Origin of the sequence: Clostridium sp. SY8519, from assembly GCF_000270305.1 — a bacterium.
Lineage (GTDB): Bacteria > Bacillota > Clostridia > Lachnospirales > Lachnospiraceae > SY8519.
Window position 1 is genome coordinate 1,338,486 of the sequence record NC_015737.1, and the last position, 22,350, is coordinate 1,360,835.

The window sequence follows — 22,350 nt, forward strand, 5'->3', positions numbered from 1 at the left end:
GAAAAACAGAAATTTCAGGGTGAACCATGAGCGGAGAAGAGAGAAGAGCCCAGATCATTGAAAAATTAAAGTCCAGTACCCGGCCGATTTCCGGCAGCGCCTTTGCCCGGGAATTTCATGTGAGCCGGCAGGTAATCGTGCAGGACATCGCGCTGCTGCGGGCAGCCGGGAGCAAGATCCTGTCCGCCAGCAGAGGCTATCTGCTGATGCAGCCGGAGTATGTGACCCGTGTCTTTAAGGTACACCATACAGAGCAGCAGGTGGAAGAGGAGCTGAATCTGTTTGTGGACTACGGAGGGATCGTACAGGATGTCTTTATTTACCACAAGGTATACGGCCTGGTCCGGGTGCCGATGAATATCCGATCCCGGCGGGATGTGCGGTCCTATATTGATAAGATAAACGCGGGACAGTCCCGGCCTCTGTCCGGGGCGACCTCCGGGTACCATTACCATACCATCGCGGCAGACAGTGAGGAAATTCTGGACCAGATACAGGAACGGCTGGCGGCAGAGGGATATCTGGCCAAACTGCAGGACTATGAACCGGTGGATTTCTGGGGGAGCAAGCAGACTTCGTAAATGGAAGCAGGCAGACTTTGTAAATTATCGTAAATGTATACCCCGTAAATGACAGAAGTGGAATCAGCCGATTGTGATCCGTATACAGATTCCGGAAAGTTCGCAGCAGAAAAAGTAAATTTGTGGTTAAAACAACGTAAGATTATTTCGGACTGCGCTATACTAGCTTCAATGAATCACAAGAATGTGCTTAAAATATTCAGGAGGAAACCGGAATGATCAGAACAATTATCCATATAGACGAAGAAAAATGCAACGGCTGCGGAATCTGCGCCACAGCCTGTCATGAAGGAGCCATTGATATGGTGGACGGCAAGGCAAAGCTGGTGCGGGAGCACTTCTGCGACGGCTTTGGGGACTGTCTGCCGGCCTGCCCTACAGGAGCCATTACATTTGAAGAACGGGAAGCGCCGGCATATGACGAAGCTGCCGTGCAGGCGGCACAGCAGGAACAGGCAGCGAAACAGACACAAGCCGTGAAACAGGCGCAGGCACCCGGACACCCGGCGGGAGGCTGTCCGGGCTCCCGGAGTATGCAGATCCGTCGTCCGGAAGAGACTGGGTCAGAAGCACCGAAACACCCGGCAGGAGGCTGTCCGGGCTCCCGGAGTATGCAGATCCGTCGTCCGGAAGAGACTGGGGCAGAAGTACCGAAACACCCGGCAGGAGGCTGTCCGGGCTCCCGGAGTATGCAGATTCCATCGGCGGAGCGCGGGGCAGAATCGGAGAATTTTGCCCGTCCGGTTTCCAGGCTTTCCCAGTGGCCGGTACAGATCAAGCTCCTGCCGACACAGGCGCCTTTTTATGACGGCGCGAAACTGCTGATTGCGGCAGACTGCACCGCCTATGCCTATGCCAATATCCACGAAGACTTTATCAAAGGCAGAGTGACCCTGATCGGCTGCCCGAAGCTGGACGCAGTGGATTACACCGAGAAGCTTACGGAAATCATTGCCGGCAACCAGATCCGCAGTGTTACCATCCTCCGGATGGATGTGCCCTGCTGCGGCGGGCTTCAGCGCGCGGCGGAGCAGGCGCTGAAAAACAGCGGCAAATTCATACCGTGGCAGGTAGTGACCATCGGGCGGGACGGACAGATTCTGGACGCGTGAAAAAAGATGTGCGAAAAATCAGATTAGAACCATAATCATTTGGATGCCTGGTGAACCGGGTTTCCGAACGTGCAAAAGCACGTGATGTATCCTTTTGTGAAACATCACGTGCTTTTCGTGTTTTGTACAGGGCAGAACGTTTTGCTTTTGCGATTCACTGGAACATCAGGGACTGATATTTTTGCGTATCACATGATACAATAGTCAAAACACGATTAGTCAAAAGACGATTTGACTGATCATGCTTTGGCTGGATGATATTACGGCTGTTTGCTGATACTGTGAAGAGCCTGATGATTTTGCTCATACGCCCTTGGAACGAAGGATGGAAATAATGAAACAAAGAAAAAAACTCAAAATCCTGGCCGTCTGCATTCCGACAGTCCTGGTTATTCTGCTTGCAGTGTATTTCGGAACCTATTATCATGCTGATGCAACTGCAGAAAAAGCACTGCAGGGCAATTCTGCGGTGAAAGTATCCCAAATTTCCCAGGGCGGATATCTGTTTGACGGCCCATCGGATGATACGGCAGTGATTTTCTATCCCGGAGCGAAAGTGGAGACCAGTGCCTATGCGCCGCTTTTGCTGCAGATTGCAGAACAGGATGCGGATGTTTACCTTTTGGATATGCCGCTGCATATGGCGTTTTTCGGAATCAATAAGGCGGACCGTATTCGGGAAAACGATGAAAATGATTACAGACACTGGTATATGGCAGGCCATTCTCTCGGGGCGGCGATGGCAGCGTCCTATGCCGCTTCCCATCTGTCAGAGTACCGGGGATTGATCCTGCTTGCAGGATATCCGCCGAAGGATCTCCGTGGGGATGATTTCTCCCTGCTTTCTGTTTATGGATCAGAAGATATGGATCCATCCATGATGCAGAAAAAGTCTCAGAACCGACCGGAAGATTATACGGAAGCTGTGATTTCAGGTGGAAATCATGCACAGTTCGGGAATTATGGCATTCAAAAGGGGGACGGAACCGCGCGGATTTCAGCAGAAGAACAGCAGAAACAGGCGGTGAAGGCCATTCACGACTATCTCAGGAAACAGAATCGGAAGTCTGCCGCGAAAGTTGCCGGTAAAAATGAGCGGTATGCATCGAAAACTGAAGATTCATGTGATCCATTCACGATACACACCTCATTACATTTTTATAACAGATTCCGTGTTTCTTATTTCCAGAAAGAGATAAGGTGAAAATGTATGAAGAAAAAATGGATCGGTCTTATTATTGCAATTATTGCTGCAGTTTTCGTGTTGGCATTTTTTTTGTATATCAGCATTATCAGAATCGGCGGTCGGAAAGCTCTTTAAAAATAAAAGTTAATGGTCATACGATTGCGTATGAATTACGGGATTCTCCATCAGGCAGTATGGTATATGGAAAAGAAATTAGTGCGGATAGTATTGTAAAAGATCCAGCCGGTTTCGGGGAAAAAGTTCATGTATATCATATGTCTGGGAGAACCGATTATGCTGATTTGATCATGACACTGTAAAAAGGAAACGAAAACTCTTCCGCAGTCACGGTTTGTGAGTTTATCGGCTTTGATAATGATGATTATACGCTTCGGGATGATATGAAGGTCTATAAATTTGATTCCGCTGATGATGTGGAGAAGATTATGGTCAATCGCGAGGATGAATCAAAGGAAGACCTTGCGGGGGATCTGATTACCGAAGTGACTGAAAAAAAATATATCCGGGAGTTCGTGCAGACAATTACATCGAATGAGAATCAGTGGATGTCGGAAGAAGGAGCAGAGAAAAATACAGATGCCGAATGCTATGTGGTACGGTTTGGATTGAAAAACGGAAGTATCTACAGATTTTACTATACACCGGCCGATAAATTGATTGAATGGTACGGTGGAAAAAACGTTCTGGTGTTGACCAAACAGAATGCGGCGAAAATAGAGAAGTTTTTCTAATAAACGTGATACTGTTTTGATACCTGTTTCTTTTTAAACGGCCGCACCCCCTTATCCAAATCCATAACGCTTGTAAGATATACAAATCCCTCTTCTGTCCAGATATAGGTGATATCAGATACCCATATTTGGTCTGGATCAACTGGATTGAACTGTTCGTTCAGGATATTTTTTAATTTCAGATTAAAATCAGGATTTATAGTTGTATGGATACAGTGTTTTACCTATTGGGCATGAATGCCCATATCATGCATATATATGCCAATCGTGCGCTCACTGGTCGGAACACCCTGTTGACGCAGTACAGCTGTAATCTTTGGCGCACCGTAGTTTTCGTGGGATTTGTGATAAATATCCTGTATTTTTTCTTTCATTTGTTCCCGATGCATCTCTGTTTTTGAAGGGGTATGACTTCTCCAAGCATAATAGCCGGATGTGGAAACGCCTAAATAATGCAGTATTCCGCTGACCGAAACGAGGCGTTTCGGCATATTTTTCCGTGTTTCAAGTACAAATTCCTGAGTAGCGGAATAAATCGCGACAGTCATTTTCCCAGAATACTGATTGCTTTTTTTAAGACTTCTAGCGCATCCTTCGCATCACGCAGTTGTCTCTTTAGATGAGCAATCTCTTTTGCCTCGTCACTTTTATAATTGCCTGAGCCACGAGATATCACCGCTCCATTATTCTTTTCGGAAATTTCAATCCATCGTTTTAATGCTGATACGCTGATATTAAGATGATTCGCTGTATCCTTGTTAATTCTGGATGATCCTTTCGATACTGCACAGCATCATCCTTAAATTGTTGAGAATATTTTTTCCTTTTAGCCATGATCTTTTCCTCCGCATCTATATTTTACTACTTAATGAAAAGGTCATGTTTAAGTTGTCCTATTTATATACTACCTGCACTTAAAAAAGCAATCAGCCTGAATTATTCACCGCATAGCGGTGAATAATTCAGGATAAACAAAGAAGAAAAGTGGTTGGAATGTATACCTGCGTGCCTTCAATTTTCTTCTTTGGAAAAAATGTAGTTAAGTTATTCGCTGTCCTTCCCCGCCAGGAACTGGTAACAGAAAGCAGCTGCAGAACCTCCAAGAAGAGGCGCGATAATAAAGATCCAAAGCGAACCAATAGGTTCTGTGTTACCATTGATAGCAGATACAAGAGCGGGTCCGATTGATCTTGCTGGATTAACTGATGTACCAGTAAGACCGATGCCAAAGATATGGACAAAAGTCAAAGTTAAACCAATGACTAGCCCGGCGAAAGAACCATGCCCAGCCTTTTTTGATGTGACCCCTAGTATGGTCAGAACAAAAACAAAAGTCAGCACAAGCTCTACCAGGAAGCCTGCGCCTGCTGAGCCACTGACTCCCGCGAGACCGTTTGATCCAAAAGCTCCCGTTTGATCTGTTACACCGCCAAGACCAAAGACTCCCATCAGTAGAAAGCTTCCGCAGATGGCACCAAGAATCTGAGAGATACAATAACCGATAAAATCCTTTGCATTCATGCGGCCACTGATCCAGACACCGAACGAGACTGCAGGGTTGATGTGACAGCCTGATACATTTCCAATGCAATAGGCCTCAGCAACAATGGATAGACCAAAGGCCAGGGCAGTCAGTAGGTACCCGCTTCCTTTTGAAGGGTCACACCCGACCAACATAGCGGTACCGCAGCCGAAAATAACAAGAACCGCTGTGCCAATAAATTCTGCTACATACTTTTTCATAGACTTTTTCTCCTTCCATTCTCCTGTTTACTTCGGAGTTATTCATTATATGAGAAGGTACAAGAGAACGCTACATTATAATATAACGATATTCACCAATGTTTTGCTCAAAAATTCGATTAAATGAGCAGAAATATTTGATAAGTGTTTCCATCTTATACCTGCAGCATATCGTAAAACGGGGTCTGTACAAGTTTTAGAAAAATCTCTTTAAACTTATCCGGGGGAAGCGGGTTCTCCTTGCAGATCCATACCTCAATGATAGACAGAGTGACTCCGATCAACAGGGATATCATATCCTGACCGGAAGCGACTGCAATCATTTCTCGTTTTGGTGAAAGGCTTTCCGCTCCCCATCTGAAATAGGTTTTCATTACAAAATCATGCCACAATGGATCGATAGATGTGCTGAACAGACAGCGCAGCATCTTTCGCTTTTGATAAAAAACAGGCAGAGCATGATCTGCCACATATAGATAGGGATTGATTCTGCTATTTGGATCATATTCCTGATAGATCTTAAGGACATCACGGTTGACAAGCTCTCTAAGATAACTTATAATTTCACCCTGATTCTTGAAGTGTTTCCGATAAATTGATTGTCGCGTGATACCGGCACGGTCTGCGATCTCCTTCATAGTAAAAGAGCTTTTATACGGATGTTCCAGGGAAAGATCGATCAATGCCTCTACAATAGCGTCTCTGGTATTTCTTGCCACATACTCACCTCCGTTGCACCGCAGGAAAAGTCTGGAAGGGGAGTAGAGTGTCACTGTGTAACCTCATAGAGTAAAATTTTAGTTGGCAAAAACAAAAAGAAGAGGCCGAAGCCCCTTCCATATCATACAGAAAACCATTAGTATTTATTTTGCTAAGAATACATACGAAAGGATCTGTATGATGAATACTATGATAGAGGAAAAGGGCGTAACTTTCAAGGAATTAGAGCAGGAGATTTTCAGATTTGTTTGCGACCTTGGCGTCGCACTGACCCAAGAGATACTCCAGCAGTATGATAAATACCTGCATGACAGCAGAGATACATCCGAACTCCGTGACAAAGGGACGCGCCACACATCTATCAAAACGGTCTATGGAGACGTGCCTTATGACAGGTATGTGTACAGGACCAGGGATGAGTATGGTGAAAATCACTATGTCTATCTGTTGGATGAAAATCTGAAGATGAACCGTGTCGGCCTGGTTTCAGAGAATTGTGTGGAACTCATGGTTTCATCCATCACAGAGATGTCCTATCGGAATTGTGCCAACAAAGTTTCCGACATGACAGGGCTCCCCATCAGCCATACCGGTGTGTGGAATATCATACAGACTCTTGGAGAAAAACTGGAAAATGATGAGAGGGAACTTGTTGCAGCTAATAAGAAACAAGAAGTAAAAGGCGAAAAAGAAGTTCCAGTGTTGTTTGAAGAAGCTGATGGTGTATGGCTGAATCTTCAGGGAAAAGATCGAGAAAAACGGCATTTCCCAAAAGCGGAAATGAAAGCAGCAATCGCCTATGATGGTTGGAAAGCGGAGGGAAACGACCGCTACTCTCTTGATGGAAAAGTTGTGACTGCCGGATTTGAGAAGGCTTCCGAATTCCAGAAAAAAAGAGAGGCGATGATCGCTGCCGAGTATAACCTCGATGAGGTTCAGTTACGCTTCCTGAATGGTGACGGAGCTTCCTGGATCAAGAAAACGCAGGATAAGGAAACGGTGTTCCAGCTGGATCCGTTTCACAGAAACCAGAGTATCCGGAAAAACCTGCCCCATGCAAAAGCAATCCATGATGTTATGGAAATGCTGCGTGAGAATAAGGTGGCGGAAACTTTTGCTTATCTTGAAATATATCGTGACAGCCTGGACGATGATGAATCCATAAAGAAGGTGGAAGAAGTGATCAGCTACTTCCGTTCCAACAGGGATGGCCTACTGCCATATCAGGAGCGTGGGCTGGAAATCCCGGAAAGCCCGGAAGGACTTATTTATAGAAAAATGGGGACGATGGAGAACCATATCTGGAGCGTCATAGCCAGGAGAATGAAGCATAACCATACCAGCTGGAGCATCAAGGGCGGTAACCATCTGGCAAAGATCCTGGCGAAGAAATGTTCCGGAAAGCTTTATGAAGTAACGGAGCAGCTGAGAATACCGATATTTGAAAAAGAGAAACTGGAAGAAATCAAAGGAGATATCCTGCAGGCAGGCCAGATCAGGAAGAAGATCGGAAAGGGATACGAATACCCGGTTATTGGCCATATGACTGCGTTAGAAGGGAAGACATCCGGGGAACGGGGAAAACTTTTGGCCATGGCAGGATTTTAAACAGTTCCGGAAGTTATAATGGTGTGCAATGAAAAACGATAGCGAGGCTTTCGTAGGGAGCTGCATGCTAGCAGCGAAGGCGGGCGCATGTTTGAGCCCAAAGGGCGAGTTCGCGCAGGAGCCTGGGCGAAAAAGCGCATGCAGCGAGCAGAAAACACAGCGTGTTTTCATACACACCTTATAAAGACGGAACGTACGGTTGAAATGTATGAGTGGGTTGCCAACGATTACTTGACAGTATCGTGTAACCTTTTTCCAGGATGTAGGTACTTTCTGTATACACAAAAATTTGTTAATATAACTATGTATCAGTATATCACATAAACAGGAGGTGCGCATGAAAAATAAAAGAGTATATGAAGAAATTTAGGATATAGGATAGGAAGGGAAAAGGATGATTAGGCTTGATAACCGAAAGGAGGTATATTTTAACGCCAAAGACTGGAAGGAGTACTTTCAAAAAAATGAAAGTAGCAGATTGCGTCTGGATTTTTCAGAGGAACCTCCCCTTACGAAAAAAGAGAAACAAAGGATATTGCCTTCGATTGCTTCGTTTCAGATAGGGGAACACAGTGATGGTAAAAACTTAAAAAAAGCCACAGAAGCATTTACTGGTCAATTTGGAGAACTGGAATATCCAGAAACTATGCATTTGTTTATTCGGGAGGAAAATAATCACTCATCCTATTTGGCTGAGTTCATGAATTATCATTGCCTTCCCTTACGGACCAAGATGCTCCTCGATAGTATCTTTCGCCGTTTTCGGAAAACCGGTGGTATTCTGACGGAAACAATAACTCTTGTGACGGCTGAAATCATCGCCCTATCCTACTATACTGCTCTTCATGATGCAACCGAGTCAAAGGTCTTGAAGCAGATTTGTAAAAAAATGATTCAAGATGAATTGCCTCATGTGGTCTTTCAATCTTTTACAATTTCACATTTTCAGCCAAAGAATACAATCCTGATGCATAGGATTCTTCTTATGGAATTGTCATCCTTTGCAGTATGGGGAGCATACGGGAAATTGTTCCGGTTTTCAGGCTGGACATTTAAGCGATTTATCAGGGAGAACATGGGCTATCTTCACCAGTCAGAGGATATTGCCAAATATATTCGGCATAAAAATATGCCACACTTTCGAAGCAATTATAATATCGCCGATTGAATGGGCAGGTACCGTCTGAACGAGTTCAGATGAGAAATAAAAAGGACGGGAAAAACATGAAAAACAAAATGAAACGAACATTGGGTGCTCTTCTTGCTTTTGTTATGATCTTTGGCATGCTGACACAGAATGTCGCTGCAGCCGGACCAGAAATGGGGGGGGACAGAGACTGCAGAAACTTCCTTGGAGCAAACTGATACGCCTTCATCATTTAAGAAAACGACGCAAGACGAAACTACTCAGGAAGAAGCGACGGAGAAGACATCCACACCAAGCGTAGATGCTGACACAGATGCTGCGAAAAAAAACGAAGAAGTAGAAAGCACAAAAGATAGCAGTACAGAGAACCAGACACGTGGCGCGCCATCCGAAGAAGAAACAACTTCCAAGGAAAGTGCTAATGATAAGAGCAAAGAAACGTCCCAGAGCGTGTCAGAGAGTGACGCGAAAACGGCTCTTCGCGCTGAAAAAAAGTCAACAGCACTAACAAGCAGTGATCTGTCAAAGTTCCTGACGGATGTTAAAACAAATCTTACACCGGGTGAAGATGGCACCTATACCGTAGAAAAAGGGAAAACGTTCAGCTTGGATCTGACTTTTCAGGAAGTGGAAAGTCTGCAGATGAATGATACCGAATCCCTGACCTATACGATTCCGGAGGGGATCACACTGAATGGAACCAGTGGGACTTTCGACATTCAGATCAGCGACGAACAGGGAGACGGGACAGTTAAGGGTAACACCTACCGTATAAATGACGGTGTTTTGACTGTAAATTTCAATCAGAACGATCCTAATTTCTCGCGTCTCCAGTCGGAAGCAAATGTTGGATTTTCTCTCAATTTTAATGCAGAACTGAACGGCAATGCGTCTGACGTGAAATTTATCGATAGTGTCACACTTCACCTTGATGATAAAAAACCAGAGTCAAATGTGACTGTCACAAAGGACGGAAAATATGATGCCAAGTCCGGAGTGATTACCTATCAGATTGTAGTCACTTCATCTGGTGAAAACACAAATGTGACAGTGGAGGATACGATCAGTGGTACTGCCCTTATTTACCAGAAAGATGTTTCTGGCAGTTCCAGTAAGTCCGGGGCTTTGAATATTTCAGCTTCAAATACAGAAAATGGGTATACGTATGTCATTCCATCCATGTCCGATGGGGAGAAGGTAACCCTGACTTATACTGCTAAAGTGAATTATGATAAGCTGAGCGGTGAGGGACGAGGGACCAAAGATGAGACAAACAATACAGTAAAGGTGACTAGCACGGAAGATCCGGATGGAGATGAAAAAAACAAAGATTTCACAAACCAGATCCAGTATCGGACATTAAGCAAAGTGGCAGGAGATACAAAAACAGATGCCAGCGGTAATACGGTTGTCCCGTGGACGGTCACCGCAAACAATAACCAGCAGATTTCTCTTGCTGGGCAAAGCATTACGGATACTATTGATAAGGATTCTCAGACGATCATGCATTACAGTGGTAAGGGAATCAAGATTATTGTGACAAAGGAAGATGGAACAAAAGAAGAACGAGAGGTATCTTGGGCTGACCTGACGACAGAGACAGATAGCCAGGGAATGATCTCCTGGCGCTATCAGGTTCCGTCCTCGGATGGAAAATACAGTTACCAGATTAGTTATGAAACAACCGTAGATACAAGTAGCCTGATCACAAATACGTCCATCAAGAATTTGGTCACGGATGGAAAGATTAGCACTAGTGGCTCAAAAGATATCGGGATTGGAGAAGGCGAACAGTTCAATGTTAAGAAAGAAGTAACTGAAAGCAATTCACAAACGGTTTCCTGGAAAGTGACCGTCCATGTCCCTAAGAGCGGATTGAACAGCCTGACAGTAACAGATACGCTTCCGCATCAATGGATCGATGGAAAAACTTACTTGGATACTCTGGTAGATGGGTCTGTCCATGTGAAAGGACTTACGGGAACAGAAAGCTACCAAGAAGAGAGTATGGAAAAAGAGGGGTTAAACTACCTCGTTCTCACCTTCTATCAGGATAATGCCAAAACAAAGAGCGGCCTTTCTTCTTCGGATTCTGCAAGGGATCTCGTAATTACCTTTCAGACGAACAATAATCCGGAATGGATGGAGAAGTACGAAAAGGATAGAGTTGATTATTATAAAAACCACACCAATAATGTGACAGCAACAGCAAATAAGATCGACAAATCCGATTCGGCAACCGCAACACCTGCGCATGAAAGTATAAAGAAGTCGTTGACTAAGAAGGAGACGGTACAGATTGATGGGGTTTCCTATCCAGTATACAGTTACAAGCTGGTTCTGGAAAATGTAACAACAGATACGATCGACATTTCCGATGAATTCAATACAGAGTATCTGAAATACTATGAAGACAGGGGAATTGTATTAAAGGGCGGAGATATTTACGGACAATATTATAGCGATGGAGGCTCAGCAACGATCAGCAGCACCAAGAACGGAATGAACATCCATGTTTCGGCGTTTCCGAAAGGCAATAATTCTTTTTATTCCGTGTATTCGTTGGAGTATTCGCTGATTGTGAAAGATGCGGAAGCGCTGAAAGCGTTGGAGAAGGCTAGTATTGACAGCACAGACGGTGTGAAATTAAAGAATATAGCTACCTGGGGTGCAAATCATTCTGAGGAAGTGACCGTTGACTATAAGTATGATGCCCTGGATAAGGAACTGGTAACAGCGCCGTCAAAGGACAATAATTATCGGGCGACCTATCAGATTACCATCAATCAGGATGCGGAGGATCTGCTCGCAGGCGCTGATGAATTGACGCTGACAGACAAGCTGTCCGACAATCTCCGATTGATTGAGGATTCAGTGGTTATCCATCCGGAAAACAATACTACATATACATACAAGGATCATACTCTTACAGTTAAAATTCCGGATGCGACAAAAACAGTGATCACTTATGATGCTTATGTGACCGGAAAAGGGAACCAGACTTATACCAATACGGCTACACTGGAAGGTTATACCGATCATGTAGAACAGTCGGTAACCGTGGAATCGTCGGGAAGTGGATCAGGAAGTAATCCATATATTGATATTCATAAGGTGAGCGCAGAAGACCACAAAAAATCGCTTGCAGGCGCAACTTATCAGCTCTACCGTTATGATTCTGATGGAAACAAGTCCCCTGTAGTGGATAATAACGGGGAAAACGTAACGTTCACGACCGATGATGAAGGCAAGGCACGAATAATTGGAAATCAAAATACTCTTGGATGGGTTCTTTGGAAAGACAGCCGCTATGCCCTTGTGGAAATAAAAGCGCCTGAAGGCTATAAACTGAGTGAAGATTCTGTTGACTTTACCATCTCCGACAATCTTAGTACAGAAGATGAGACAACCTACTATACTGGCAGTACTATTACTGTGACCGATAAAGTGCAGACGACTGATATCAGCGGCAGCAAGACCTGGGAAGACAACAACAACCAGGATGGCGCTAGACCGGACAGCATCACCATCCGCCTGCTGGCAAATGGTGAAGAAGTAACCAGCAAGGAAGTCACCGCCGACGACAAGTGGGCATGGAACTTCAAGGATCTTCCAAAGTATGAGAACGGTGAGAAGATCACCTACACCATCACCGAGGATGCCGTTAAAGGATACTCCGCTGAGGTTAGTGGCTATGATGTGACCAACACCCATACACCGGGCAAGACCAGCGTTGCGGTCACCAAGGCATGGAGCGACAGCAATGATCAGGACGGCAAGCGGCCAGACAGTGTCACCGTTCATCTTCTGGCAGACGGCGAGGATACGGGTAAGACCGTCGAGCTGAACGGGGCCAACAACTGGTCTGGCACCTTCACGGATCTGGACGCAAAGAAGGCTGGCAAGTCGATTGTCTATACGGTCGAAGAGGCAGAGGTCGCTGGTTATACTGCTGTGATCACAGGCGATGCGACGACAGGCTTCACAGTTACGAACACGCATGAGACCGAAACGACAAGCATCAGCGGTGCTAAGACCTGGTCTGATAACGACAACCAGGATGGTACCAGACCGAACAGCATCACCATCCACTTGTTGGCAAACGGAAAAGAAGTAAGGAGCAAGGAAGTCACCGCCGACGACAAGTGGGCATGGAACTTCGAGGGCCTTCCGAAGTATGAGAACGGCGAAGAGATCACCTACACCATCACCGAGGATGCCGTTGAAGGATACTCCGCTGAGGTCAGTGGCTATGATGTGACCAACACCCATACACCGGGCAAGACCAGCGTTGCGGTCACCAAGGCATGGGATGACAACAACAACCAGGACGGCAAGCGTCCTATCAATGTCACGGTTCGTCTTTTGGCAGACGGAGAGGATACGGGCAAGATTGTTGAGTTGAACGAAGCCAACAACTGGTCCGATACCTTCACGGATCTGGACGAGAAGAAGGCAGGTAAAGCGATTGCCTACACGGTTGAAGAAACTGAGGTTGCAGGATATACGACGACAATCACTGGTGATATCAAGACCGGTTTTACTGTCACCAATACGCATGAGACCGAAACGACGAGTATCAGCGGTGCGAAGACCTGGGATGACAACAATAACCAGGACGGGGCAAGACCGGAACGTATTACGATCAGACTTCTGGCAAATGGAACAGAGGTTGATCATAAGGATGTGACAGCAAAAGATGGGTGGAAATATAAATTCACAGATCTCGCAAAATATGAGAATGGTAAGGAAATTTCCTATATGATCACAGAAGACGCAGTAGTGGATTACACAACGACAGTTAATGGCAATAATGTAACAAATACCCATATACCTGGGAAAACTACAATCCATGTATCAAAATCCTGGAATGATAACAATAATCAGGATGGAAAACGTCCGAAAAATGTTACCATTCATCTGCTTGCAGATGGAAAAGATACTGGAAAGATATTAACTCTTACGGAATCTGATCAGTGGGTGGGCAGCTTTTCTGATTTGGATGTGTATTCAAACGGTGAAAAAATCGTATATACCGTTTCTGAGGATGCTGTGTCTGATTACGAGATATCTATCACTGGAGATGCAAAAAAAGGATTTATCGTAACTAATACACATAAAACAGAAACAGTAAAAGTAAACGGTTCTAAGACGTGGAAGGACAACAATAATCAGGATGGCAAGCGCCCCGCTTCTATCACGGTTCAGCTAATGCAGACAACCAAGAATGGCACGACGACGGTTGCCTCAAAGAAGGTTACTGCCGACAGTAACGGGAATTGGAAGTATAGTTTTGAAAACTTACCAAAGTATGAGAAAGGGGAACTTATTACATATAGCATTGGTGAAGAAGCTGTAGAAGATTACACACTTACCGTTAAGGGGTATGATCTTATTAACAGCTATACACCGGATAAAACCAGTATATATGTAGCAAAAGTATGGAATGATGAACAAAATAAGGATAAGATTCGTCCAAAGAGCATCATTGTTCATTTGCTTGCTGATGGAAAAGATACTGGAAAAACTGTTATGCTGAATGCAGATAATGGTTGGAATACAAGTTGTAAAGATCTTGCGGCATATTCGGAAGGAAAAATGATTCATTATACAGTTTCAGAGGAATCTGTAGCCGGATATACCACAGAGATCACAGGAGACAGTAAAAAGGGATTTGTAATTACGAATACACACACACTTATAGATACGAAAAAACCAACAAACACTCCAACGAAACAGACCACTACAACTTCTCCAAAGACAGGGGATAGCAGTAATATTATTTTATACGGCACACTCTTAATGTCAGCGATTGTAGCACTTCTGATCCTGTTGTCAGTAAACAGAAAGAAAAAATCAAATTAAGTAAGCAGCATAACCGATGTAGAATAACAAAATACGGCGGAGGCTGGCTCTGTCAGAGCTGACCTCTGCCATTGTTATTGTGCGCCTGGCGGCGCGCGTTTCTAACGAGTGCAAGTTCCGAATCCGCCCGGTAGTGGGAAGGATATAGCCGAAGGTAAGGGTGTCCATCGCGAGATGGGATCTGAAGGAAGCCGGATGTGGGAACAGACTTAACCACGGGCAAACCTCTGGCCTGATGAAGAGAAACCACATATAAGGTCACGCATGAGGATAAGACTGAAATACAAGCCAAAGTCCAATAACTACACAGAATTATGCGGGATAGATGTGGCAGGTAGATGGAGGGAAAGAAACGTGTGGTACCCACCCCCCAGGGAAGTCTACACGGAACGATAGTGTCAAGGGTTTTTTGAGCCCTGTGGAGTACAGGCGATCTCTTGGATTGGTTGCCTAGGCTGTCCAAGAAAACGTCCGCACCCCCCGCCCACCAATTTCCCTGTAAGTGTCGAGCCTATGAAATAATCTCTGTAAAAATGAATACTTAATCGTATTATCCAGGTCTTCTATGATAAAATCAAATTTATAGGAGGCCTTTGATTATGGCAAACAAAAAGCGAAATGTCTACAAACCGAAACCCATGACAGAAAACAAAAGAAATATCATCCAGGGACTGTTTGAAGAGTACGATATCGAAACAGCGGATGATATTCAGGACGCCCTGAAAGATCTGCTGTCCGGAACGATCCAGGAAATGCTGGAAGCTGAAATGGACAACCACCTTGGCTACGAAAAGTATGAGCGTTCTTCCGAACCAAATGATCGAAACGGAACAAAGTCCAAAGGCGTCCGCAGTAAATATGGTGAGTTTGAGGTAGATGTCCCACAGGACCGGCAAAGCACCTTTTCCCCTAAAGTCCTTCCGAAACGTAAAAAAGATATTTCGTCAATCGATGAAAAAATCATATCCATGTACGCAAAGGGAATGTCCACACGTCAGATTTCGGATACGATCGAAGACATTTATGGCTTCGAGGTGAGTGAAGGCATGGTCTCTGATATTACCGACAAGTTGCTGCCCAAAATTGAAGAATGGCAGAACCGGCCGCTCTCCGCAGTATATCCGATCGTTTTTATTGATGCGGTTCATTTTTCTGTTCGTGATGACGGCGTGATACGAAAACTTGCTGCCTATGTTGTCTTGGGAATCAATGATGAAGGCAAAAAAGAAATCCTAACGATTGTGATTGGCGAAAATGAAAGCAGCAAATACTGGCTGAGTGTATTAAATAGCTTAAAAAACCGTGGGATACAGGATATCTTGATCCTTTGTTCCGATGGTCTGACGGGAATTAAGGATGCCATCAGCACTGCCTTTCCTCAAACAGAACAGCAGCGCTGTATTGTCCATATGGTGCGTAATACGTTGAAATATGTCGCGAACAAGGACATGAAAGCATTTGCCAAGGACCTAAAGACGATTTATACAGCTGCGGATGAAAAGGCCGCGCTGGAGCAGGTTGACCGCGTAACAGAAAAATGGTCCGGTCAGTATCCCCATGCCATGAACCGCTGGCATGAAAACTGGGATGCGATTTCGCCTATTTTTAAATTTTCGAAAGACGTGCGGATGGCTTTCTATACGACAAATGCGATCGAATCCTTAAATTCGTCGTTCCGCCGACTGAACCGGCAGCGCAGCGTTTTCCCGAGTTCCCAAGCCTTGCTAAAAGCTTTATATTTATCATCCTTCGAAATATGCAAAAAATGGACGATGCCGATCCGGAACTGGGGCAGAGTCCGCGGAGAATTATCGATCATGTATCCGGAACGGATGCCTGAATAACAAAAATCCGTTGGCAGGTAAAGGTTGAAATGCACGCCTGACGGAGTCGGGTGCCCTTGACATGCCTGTGGATTTCTGTTAGATAGTAACCAAGGGCTGAACAGCAGGTTCTGCCGTCCAGCCCTCAATAATTATCATAGAAAATCTTATTTACAGAGAATTATTCACACGCCCTAAGTGTCCGCCCCCCCGGCTCCGTTTTATATTTGTATGTTCTATGCCATACTTAATTGCTACAATTATCATTGCCGTCCCCATCAGTAATCCCGGTAGAATTCCACCCATAACATACTTCCCGCTGACGCATTTGTTACAGACGCATACGAGATCATTACTGCAGACGGAGATATGGTACAGCCCAATACGCCGGCGACTGCCATAGTACCAAGCGAAAATTTTGTATCATAATCTGCCTCAATCATAGATGAAACCATAATGCTTCCGACTGCCGTACAAGTTGCCGTCGGAGAACCAGATAATGCGCCAAACAGCATACACGCAAATATGGTACAACACCTAAACCGCCCGAAAGTTATCCAAGAACTGCATCACAATAAAGTGTCCGTCTGGTCGGATAACCAAGAACTAGGATGGTAGTGGTTACCGATCCACACTAATGATCGACTTTTAAAGCGGCATTAATTTTTGTCTTGCGAACACATGCTGGTTTAGCTCCTTTCGGAACCCTTAAGGAGTCCAACTTTTTGGTATGACTAGCATACGTTGAAGTTACAATAAACCACCGCACATGCGAAAACATCCTGTTTTTTTGTTGCTGCAGCCTCACTGCCTCAGCTCCAGCGCAAAACAAGATTATTCCGATATAGCTGCTGGCCGTATTTGTTTTTAATCGTCAGTGTCAGATCGTAATAGTTTCTAAGGCTGTAATCGACATAAAATGTCGTTCTTATTGAGTTATAAGCCCCATACATTTTGCGTTTATATGTCTTTCCGCCGGCCTTCAGATATACCGTATCCCCTGCGGTAATATGATACAAATTGACCGGAATATAATTCTTACAGCTCCAAAGCGTATCATAAGATGCATATGTGTTGCTGTATATTTTTTTCGTATAGTTCAGTTTCATTCCTTTGTAACTATAAGTAACCGTATATTTCGTCCCCACGCGATAATTCTTTTTTAGTTTAATAACGGTCATACCCTTCTTTCCAATTTTTCTTGATTTATAGGAGTGCTTTCCGATTTTAAGTTTTACACGGGCCCCTGGTTTGGAACCAATGGTTACTGTCCGATCTGCATACGCAGAGTAAGCGTATGAATGAAATTCGAAATTTGCTTTTTTCCAGCTGGACGAAACTTTTACTTTTACTGTTCCGGTCTTTCCGCTTGTGCTGGTTACTTTTACTGCAGCTGTACCAGATTTTGTACCGGGCTTTATTTCTACATATCCTGATTTCGTTGCCACCTTTGCAACAGCTTTGTTCGATGATACTGCCTTTGTAATCTTCTCAGAGCTGTCCTTTGGAAAAATAGATGCTGTATCATAGGAATGCTTCTTATCAAATGTTACCGACGTTTTATACAGTTCCAATTTACTGCTGGTGGCCCCTTCTGCATAGACTGTAATTGGGGTTAGTAGTGTAACCGAAAGAACTGCTGTCATAGCGTATCCTGTAATCTTGTTCATATGCGTCCTCCCTAATTTTGATTTCTCTTTCTCCTCATTTTTTTGTTCCTGTACCACAATAATCGGGTTTTTTGTTTTATAGTTAAATTATATCACAAGATAAACGAAACTTGTAATACAAAAGAAACAATTATATTCAGATTGTAGCACAAAAGACCTGAATGCAACTGGAAATAAGTCAATTCCAAATTTGTGTGTAAATTGCGGGTCTTTGACACTTCATTTTCTCTTTGTCTATCGCAAATCCCTTATTTAAGCCATCTAGGCTTTCTTTTTGTCAAATTTTATACGTGCTATTTTGTGCTATTTATGGTATCATGTACTTAGTAGTGAGGAGGGCTTGCTTATGTACATTTCCATTACCGGTTCTGCCAACAATAAAAACATCTATATCGTTCAATCCTACCGTAAAGACAACGGGAAAACATCTTCCCGCATTTACCGGAAGCTGGGCAAATACAATGAACTGTTAAAAAACTTTGACGGCGATAAGGATGCACTGCTTGCATGGGCAAAGGCGGAGGCACAAAAAGATACAGAAAACTTTTCGAAAAAGAGTTCCATGGTCTCTGTCTCCCTTTCCCAGACAGCGTATATCCCCAAAGGGGAAGAACGGTCCTTAAATTGCGGATACCTCTTTCTTCAAAAGATATGTTCTGAGCTCCGTATTGATAACATCTGCCGCCAGATACGCTCCCACCATAAGTTCGATTATGACTTCCACGCAATCCTGACGGACCTGATTTATGCCCGCATTCTCTCCTCCTCCAGTAAGCTGAGCAGTTATACGTTCTGTCAGGGGCTGCTTGAAGCGCCGAAATATTCGCTGCAGAACATTTACCGTGCGCTTTCGGTGATGTCTGATGAATCATCGTTCATCCAGGAGGAACTGTATCGGAACTCAAACTTTGTGCATGCCAGGAACCATCGGGTCCTGTATTATGACTGTACGAATTACTACTTTGAAATCGAAGACGAAGATGACTTCCGAAAGTATGGAAAGAGCAAAGAGAACCGGCCGAACCCGCTTGTGACCATGGGGCTGTTTATGGATGCTGACGGCATCCCGCTTGCCTTCGATGTTTTTCCGGGGAACCAGAACGAGCAAACCACCCTGCGGCCTCTTGAGACCAAAATCATCCGGGATTTTGACTGCAGTGAATTCATCTTCTGCTCGGATTCTGGTTTGGGCAGCAAAAACAACCGGCGCTTCAACAGCTTTGGGAACAGGGCCTATGTCATTACGCAATCATTAAAGAAACTGCGGGCAGATGATAAAGCGGATGCGTTATCCCCCAAAAACTTCAGGCGTATGGGATCCGATCAATTCATTGATATCAGCGAACTGGATGAAACCAACGAAGAGATTTTTCATTCTGTTTTTTATAAAATCATACCTGTCGTAACCGGTGGAATGGAGGAAACGATTATCGTTACCTATTCGCCAAAATACAGGGCCTATCAGGCAGCCGTACGGCAGAAGCAAATCGACCGCGCAAAAAAACTGATTGACCATCCTGCAAAAATCAGAAAAGGCAAAAATCAGAATGATCCGGCTAGATTCATCAAGAAAACTTCTGTCACGGAAGATGGCGAACTGGCCCCAAACACGGTATATGGTCTTGATACCGCACGGATGGATGAAGAAGCGAAATACGATGGTTTTTATGCGGTGGTTACAAACATCGAAGACGATGTTGCCGGCATCATAAAAATCAATCAGCAGCGTTGGGAAATCGAAGAAAGTTTCCGGATCATGAAAACTGATTTTGACGCAAGGCCCGTCTATGTAAGGCGCGAAGACCGGATCCGGGCACACTTTTTAATCTGCTATATCAGCCTTCTGGTTTACAGGCTTTTAGAGAAAAAGTTGAATGAAGCTTATACCTGTGAAGAAATACTGGCCACTTTGAGGAGCATGCGTATGACGCTGCTGTCTAAAAACAGCGGCTACACCCCAGCTTATAAAAGAACGGATCTGACCGATGCCCTGCATGAGCAGTTTGGGTTTCACACGGATTATGAATTTATCTCGAAATCATCCATGAGAAGCATCATAAAAGAAACAAAGGCCACCAAGCCCCTAAGGACGAAAAAATAGTACATATCGCAGCAATATACAAACGGCCGCAACCCTCGTGTTTCGTAGGGCTGTGGCCGTTTCATCCTGAAATAAAGTGTCAAAGACGGGATTATATCACAAGATAAACGAAACTTGTAATACAAAAGAAACAATTATATTCAGATTGTAGTACAAAAGACCTGAATGCAACTGGAAATAAGTCAATTCCAAATTTGTGTGTAAATTGCCTTCAGGTATAACTGTTGATAACTATGCTGCCAAGAGAGCAGCCTGTTCTTCGGCAATCAGATGCAGGTGATTTCGAACATCGGATTTCAGCAGCTTCTGATAGGATTCCTTGCTGAAGATTGCCTTCCTGGCCTGACTGATGCTGTTCTGTTCAATCAGGACAGATCACATCAGCCGGATCAGCGAGGCTTCATTTGAAAATATCCCGATAACGCCGGAACGCCGCTTCAACTCCCGGTTCAGCCGCTCGATATGGTTTGATGTCCGGAAGAAGCGACGTATCCCTTCCGGAAGCGTCATAACGGTCATAGCGCTTTCAAAGCCTTCGTTGAGACATTCCATTGCTGACGAAGCGGATTCTTGATAATCGGCGAGAATCTGATCCCGCTTTTGTCTGGCATCTTCGATCTTTTTGCAGTGGAACATCTCCTGCAATTCAGCACGGAGATCATGCCTGCTCTTTCTTCGGAGCTTTGTCAGCGATGTTCTTTGAAAAGTGAAACTGACACCGCTGCCACGGAACATCCGGAAACACTTTCCTGGCGGCATTGATAATGCCATCGTGAGCATCGGAAGTAATCATCATGAGACCGCACAGGCCGCGCTGTTTCAGCCCTGTCAGGAAATCTTTCCACGTCTCATGTGACTCATTCCGGTAGGCCGAGAAACCAAGGATTTCGCGCTTTCCATCGTCATTGGTACCATAGGCAATCATCAGTGCTTTCGAGACAACTCGACCGTCCTCACGTACCTTGAAGTACGTGGCATCGACTGTGAGGAACGGATAATTTCCTTCGATTGGCCGGTTCCGGAAAGCAGCGACTTCCTTGTCGAGATCCTTGCAGACATCGGAAACGGCGGATTTAGAGACCGATGTGCCACAGAGCGTTTCTACGACCCTTGCGACTTTTCTTGTGGATACACCGCTCACGACCATTTCCGCCATGGTCGTGACCAGAGCAGCCTCACTACGGGAGTAGTTTTCAAAGACCATCGTGTGGAATGGCTGGTTCCTGTGCCTCGGTACGTTCAACGTTATCGTTCCGATCCGCGTTTTGAGATCTCTGGTTCGGAAACCGTTTCTCGAGTCTGTACGGCTCTCTGAACGCTCATACGGCGCCGCCTGGAGCTGTTCCTGGGATTCGGCCTTGAGAACCGAATTCAGGCTTTCCTGAAGAAGAGTCCGGAAAGCGTCCTCCCGGTCGGCAGAAAGTAATTGTAGAATTTCGTCCTGATTCAATGTAATATTGAGTTGAGCCATTGGTTCTCCTTTCGGTACTATGTTGAATGTCGCGATTCTCATTATACCTGAAGGATGAGCCATTGGCTCTTTTGAATTATTGAATTTACAGCATTATATGGACTCTACCTGAAATGGCAGGGCTATGAACAGGCATCCCTGGCAGTGCAGAAAGTAAACTACGCCGTGAAGATGTATAAGGCTGTTGGATTCAAGACCATTGATGAGAATGCCGAAGAATATATCATGGTGTGCGAGTTATAAATCGGCATTTGAAGGAGGTAATCATAGTGAATGAATTTAACGAATATGTTCGTGAGGTTTTTTCCGCAGCCGGGGATATTGTCATAAAATCCATGATGGGCGGATACCTTGTATATTTTAACAGTAAACTGATAGGTGACATTTGCGATAATGAACTGTTTTTGAAGAGAACGCCGACATCGGATAGGCTACTTGCAGATTCTTCCGAACTGCGTTATCCGTATTAAGGATAAAAGATACTAATATATGTATTTGATAGATTTGAAGATACGGCGTTTGTTCTGGAACTTCTGGATGATATGTATACAGAGATTCCTGCTCCGAAAAA

Annotated in this window: 16 protein-coding genes and 2 pseudogenes; 12 read left to right on the forward strand and 6 right to left on the reverse strand. The window is 44.6% G+C overall.

What is annotated here, in order from left to right:
- Nucleotides 1-26: 26 nt before the first annotated feature.
- From CXIVA_RS06335 to CXIVA_RS06355, 5 genes are all read left to right on the forward strand, one after another.
- Nucleotides 27-581, forward strand: coding sequence for a transcription repressor NadR (locus CXIVA_RS06335; RefSeq protein WP_013977174.1), 555 nt, complete (start codon nucleotides 27-29; stop codon nucleotides 579-581).
- 215 nt (nucleotides 582-796) lie between these two features.
- Entirely contained in the window at nucleotides 797-1,693 is an 897-nt protein-coding gene (locus CXIVA_RS06340) for a 4Fe-4S dicluster domain-containing protein (protein ID WP_013977175.1), read from the forward strand.
- Between the two features lie 334 nt (nucleotides 1,694-2,027).
- Complete coding sequence (locus tag CXIVA_RS06345; protein WP_013977176.1) at nucleotides 2,028-2,897, forward strand: alpha/beta hydrolase; 870 nt, start codon at nucleotides 2,028-2,030, stop codon at nucleotides 2,895-2,897.
- 2 nt (nucleotides 2,898-2,899) lie between these two features.
- On the forward strand, nucleotides 2,900-3,199 hold the full coding sequence (locus CXIVA_RS06350; RefSeq protein ID WP_013977177.1) for a hypothetical protein: 300 nt from the start codon (nucleotides 2,900-2,902) through the stop codon (nucleotides 3,197-3,199).
- Nucleotides 3,200-3,280: 81 nt separating this feature from the next.
- Entirely contained in the window at nucleotides 3,281-3,631 is a 351-nt protein-coding gene (locus CXIVA_RS06355; protein WP_013977178.1) for a hypothetical protein, read from the forward strand.
- A 224-nt stretch (nucleotides 3,632-3,855) separates the two neighbouring features.
- Here the strand turns inward: CXIVA_RS06355 and CXIVA_RS14015 are convergent, their stop codons facing one another.
- From CXIVA_RS14015 to CXIVA_RS06375, 3 genes and pseudogenes are all read right to left on the reverse strand, one after another.
- Nucleotides 3,856-4,179, reverse strand: coding sequence for an IS3 family transposase (locus CXIVA_RS14015; RefSeq protein WP_013977179.1), 324 nt, complete (start codon nucleotides 4,177-4,179; stop codon nucleotides 3,856-3,858).
- Between the two features lie 496 nt (nucleotides 4,180-4,675).
- Nucleotides 4,676-5,383 (reverse strand): annotated as a pseudogene (locus tag CXIVA_RS06370) (MIP family channel protein); the annotation flags it as partial.
- A 146-nt stretch (nucleotides 5,384-5,529) separates the two neighbouring features.
- Nucleotides 5,530-6,093, reverse strand: coding sequence for a TetR/AcrR family transcriptional regulator (locus tag CXIVA_RS06375; RefSeq protein ID WP_013977183.1), 564 nt, complete (start codon nucleotides 6,091-6,093; stop codon nucleotides 5,530-5,532).
- A gap of 181 nt (nucleotides 6,094-6,274) precedes the next feature.
- Here CXIVA_RS06375 and CXIVA_RS06380 point away from each other — a divergent pair, with 181 nt between their 5' ends.
- The 4 genes from CXIVA_RS06380 to CXIVA_RS06405 all read left to right on the forward strand — a co-directional run bounded on the left by CXIVA_RS06380 (nucleotide 6,275) and on the right by CXIVA_RS06405 (nucleotide 16,558).
- Nucleotides 6,275-7,702 (forward strand): ISLre2-like element ISClsp4 family transposase, encoded by a 1,428-nt coding sequence (locus tag CXIVA_RS06380; protein ID WP_013976641.1) that lies wholly within the window; start codon nucleotides 6,275-6,277, stop codon nucleotides 7,700-7,702.
- Between the two features lie 394 nt (nucleotides 7,703-8,096).
- Nucleotides 8,097-8,870 (forward strand): hypothetical protein, encoded by a 774-nt coding sequence (locus tag CXIVA_RS06390; protein ID WP_050979222.1) that lies wholly within the window; start codon nucleotides 8,097-8,099, stop codon nucleotides 8,868-8,870.
- 183 nt (nucleotides 8,871-9,053) lie between these two features.
- A complete protein-coding gene (locus CXIVA_RS13395; RefSeq protein ID WP_013977186.1) occupies nucleotides 9,054-14,714 on the forward strand; it encodes a Cna B-type domain-containing protein in 5,661 nt (1,886 codons plus the stop codon).
- A gap of 599 nt (nucleotides 14,715-15,313) precedes the next feature.
- Entirely contained in the window at nucleotides 15,314-16,558 is a 1,245-nt protein-coding gene (locus CXIVA_RS06405) for an IS256 family transposase (RefSeq protein ID WP_013977187.1), read from the forward strand.
- 791 nt (nucleotides 16,559-17,349) lie between these two features.
- Here CXIVA_RS06405 and CXIVA_RS06410 read toward each other — a convergent pair.
- On the reverse strand, nucleotides 17,350-18,207 hold the full coding sequence (locus CXIVA_RS06410) for a hypothetical protein (protein WP_013977189.1): 858 nt from the start codon (nucleotides 18,205-18,207) through the stop codon (nucleotides 17,350-17,352).
- 346 nt (nucleotides 18,208-18,553) lie between these two features.
- On the opposite strand from CXIVA_RS06410, the gene CXIVA_RS06415 reads away from it, so the two are divergent.
- On the forward strand, nucleotides 18,554-20,308 hold the full coding sequence (locus CXIVA_RS06415) for an IS1634 family transposase (RefSeq protein WP_013977190.1): 1,755 nt from the start codon (nucleotides 18,554-18,556) through the stop codon (nucleotides 20,306-20,308).
- A 375-nt stretch (nucleotides 20,309-20,683) separates the two neighbouring features.
- On the opposite strand, the gene CXIVA_RS14310 is transcribed toward CXIVA_RS06415, so the two are convergent.
- Nucleotides 20,684-21,079 (reverse strand): transposase, encoded by a 396-nt coding sequence (locus tag CXIVA_RS14310; protein ID WP_347475643.1) that lies wholly within the window; start codon nucleotides 21,077-21,079, stop codon nucleotides 20,684-20,686.
- Nucleotides 20,967-21,779, reverse strand: coding sequence for an IS256 family transposase (locus CXIVA_RS14315; RefSeq protein ID WP_013977192.1), 813 nt, complete (start codon nucleotides 21,777-21,779; stop codon nucleotides 20,967-20,969). The genes CXIVA_RS14310 and CXIVA_RS14315 overlap by 113 nt, the downstream gene beginning before the upstream one ends.
- Before the next feature lie 108 nt (nucleotides 21,780-21,887).
- Here CXIVA_RS14315 and CXIVA_RS14320 point away from each other — a divergent pair.
- A pseudogene (locus CXIVA_RS14320) lies at nucleotides 21,888-22,022 on the forward strand (N-acetyltransferase); the annotation flags it as partial.
- A 26-nt stretch (nucleotides 22,023-22,048) separates the two neighbouring features.
- Nucleotides 22,049-22,249 carry a TfoX/Sxy family protein gene (locus CXIVA_RS14325; protein WP_013977193.1) on the forward strand — a complete coding sequence of 67 codons (201 nt, stop codon included), beginning with the start codon at nucleotides 22,049-22,051 and terminating at the stop codon, nucleotides 22,247-22,249.
- Nucleotides 22,250-22,350 lie beyond the last annotated feature (101 nt).